This window comes from Dietzia sp. CQ4, from assembly GCF_014145125.1.
GTDB classification, from domain to species: Bacteria; Actinomycetota; Actinomycetes; order Mycobacteriales; family Mycobacteriaceae; genus Dietzia; species Dietzia natronolimnaea.
In genome coordinates this window covers 1-2,178 of record NZ_JAALDZ010000323.1, presented here as the reverse complement: position 1 = coordinate 2,178, position 2,178 = coordinate 1, and the positions used below count along the sequence as shown (strand labels likewise).

At 72.8% G+C, this 2,178-nt stretch carries 2 protein-coding genes and 1 pseudogene; 1 reads left to right on the top strand and 2 read right to left on the bottom strand.

Translation table 11 applies throughout. The features are described 5' to 3' along the window. Together G6031_RS16000 and G6031_RS15995 are read right to left on the bottom strand one after the other, a co-directional pair. Window positions 1-405: pseudogene (locus tag G6031_RS16000) on the bottom strand (hypothetical protein); the annotation flags it as partial. Between the two features lie 108 nt (window positions 406-513). After that, window positions 514-1,260 carry an enoyl-CoA hydratase gene (locus G6031_RS15995; protein ID WP_182653793.1) on the bottom strand — a complete coding sequence of 249 codons (747 nt, stop codon included), beginning with the start codon at window positions 1,258-1,260 and terminating at the stop codon, window positions 514-516. A gap of 110 nt (window positions 1,261-1,370) precedes the next feature. Between G6031_RS15995 and G6031_RS15990 the strand changes: the two genes are divergently transcribed. After that, the coding region (locus G6031_RS15990; RefSeq protein WP_277820159.1) for an acetyl-CoA carboxylase carboxyltransferase subunit beta at window positions 1,371-2,178 on the top strand (808 nt) is incomplete at its 3' end.

The window sequence follows — 2,178 nt, the reverse complement described above, 5'->3', positions numbered from 1 at the left end:
CACCGGGGTCGACGCGATGGAGTTGAGAACGGTCTCGAACGGGATCTGGACGTCCTGGGAGATCTGAGCGAGCCGGATCGCCGAATCGGGGACCCAGATGTCCGGGAGGGTCTGACGGGCGGCGACCCGAGCCGCCATGTCGGCGGACGAGACCGCCGAGACCTCGTACGCATGACATCCCCCCGCCTCGTCCGCGAGGGTCTCGACATGCGCGAGGATGTCGGGCTCGGCGGCCACGGTGACATCGGCAGCGTCGACGCAGAATCCTCCCACCCCGGCCCTGGACAGGCCCGCGACCACGACCCCGACCACGAGGACCGCCGCCAGGAGCCCCAGCCCCACCCGGACGACCCGGCGCGCCGTCGAACTCTCCCTCTGCGTCGACGCACTGTGCCTGGCGGCCATCCGCGGCTCTCCCCCTGCAGTCACCGGTCCCCGGGGCGTATGCCAGTCGCCACGTCGGCGGGATCCGGGCGCTGGAATGGTATCCGTCCGGGCCCGCTGACGGTCAGGTCATCTCCCGCGGAACACGGGAGGCCTCTTCTCCTCGCGGGCGGCGCGGGCCTCGGCCATGTCCTCGCTGTGCCAGGCCAGTTGCTGCAGCTCGGTGTGCTCCTCGCGGGGCAGGAGCCGGGCGTCGTCGTCGTTGATCACCGACTTGATGTGCCGGAGGCTGAGCGGGGCGAACCGAGCGATCTCGGCCGCCAGCTCCATCGCGGTGTCCAGGCCGCCGATCTCGTTGGCCAGCCCGATCCGGGCCGCCTCTTCCGCCCCGACCGGACGAGCGGTCATGAGGACCGACCGCGCGTGCCCGCCCCCGACGACGTTGGCGAGCCGCTTGATCGTCCAGTTGTCCAGCGCGAGGCCCACCTTGACGACGGGGACGGCGAACACCGCGCCGGGTGCCACCACGCGGAGGTCGGCGGCCAGGGCGAGCTGGACCCCGGCGCCCACGGCGGGCCCGTTGACGGCCGCGATCACGGGGACCGGCACCGACTCCACCGCCCTGAGCATCCCCGCGTGGGCGTCGTAGAAGTTGAGGTTGTACACGCCGCCGGACAGATCGGCTCCCGCGCAGAAGGCCGACCCCGCCCCCGTCACGACGATCGCGCGGACCGGGTCCTCGCCCTCGGCCGCGGCACCCGCGGCTTCGATCGCCTCCCGCAGGGCCGTGCACACCTCCGCGTCGAGGGCGTTGCGGGTGCTGTGCCGGTCGATGGTGACGACGGCGACGGAACCGTCCCTGCGTGTGTCGATCATGGCGGCGGGGCCTCCTGGTACGTCGCGGTCCGGTGCGCCGCGGGGGTACTACCCTGCACCCCGCGACCGACGATACCTGCTGGTGAACGCGCCCACCGTACGATGCGTCCATGGCGCGAACCGGAGCTCTGCAGATCCTCGACATGGTCCTCGACGACGGGTCGTTCCGGTCCTGGGACTCCGCTCCGCTGCGCTCGCCCCAGGTCGACTCGGTCCCGGGTTACGAGGCCTCCCTCGAGCGCGCGGCGCGGGACTCCGGGGTGGACGAGTCCGTCATCACCGGCGAAGGACGACTGCTGGGTCGGCGGGTCGTGTTCATCGCCTGCGAGTTCGACTTCCTGGCCGGATCGATCGGCATCGCGGCGGCCGAGCGGATCGTCTCCGCGATCGAGCGTGCCACCGCCGAACGCCTGCCGATCCTGGCCTCCCCGACGTCGGGGGGGACCCGCATGCAGGAGGGCACCATCGCCTTCCTGCAGATGGTCAAGATCTCCGCCGCCGTCGCCGGGCACAAGTCGGCGGGACTGCCCTACCTGGTGTACCTGCGCCATCCGACCACCGGAGGGGTGTTCGCCTCCTGGGGCTCGCTGGGCCACGTCTCCGTCGCCGAACCCCGCGCGCTGATCGGGTTCCTCGGCCCGCGCGTCTACGAGGCGCTCTACGACGCGCCCTTCCCCGAGGGCGTCCAGGTCTCGGAGAACCTCGCCCGCCGCGGGATGATCGACGGCGTGCTCCCTCCCGAGGGGGTCCGCGACCTCACCGCCCGGGCACTGCGTGTGCTCTGTGAGGACCCGCCGTCCGAGGACGAGCCGGCGCCGCCGCACGGTCCCGTCCCCGAGCCGGAGACCGACGACGCCGCACCGCCGGACGCGTGGGACGCCATCGTCCGCTCCCGCCGCGCCGACCGCCCCGGCGCCC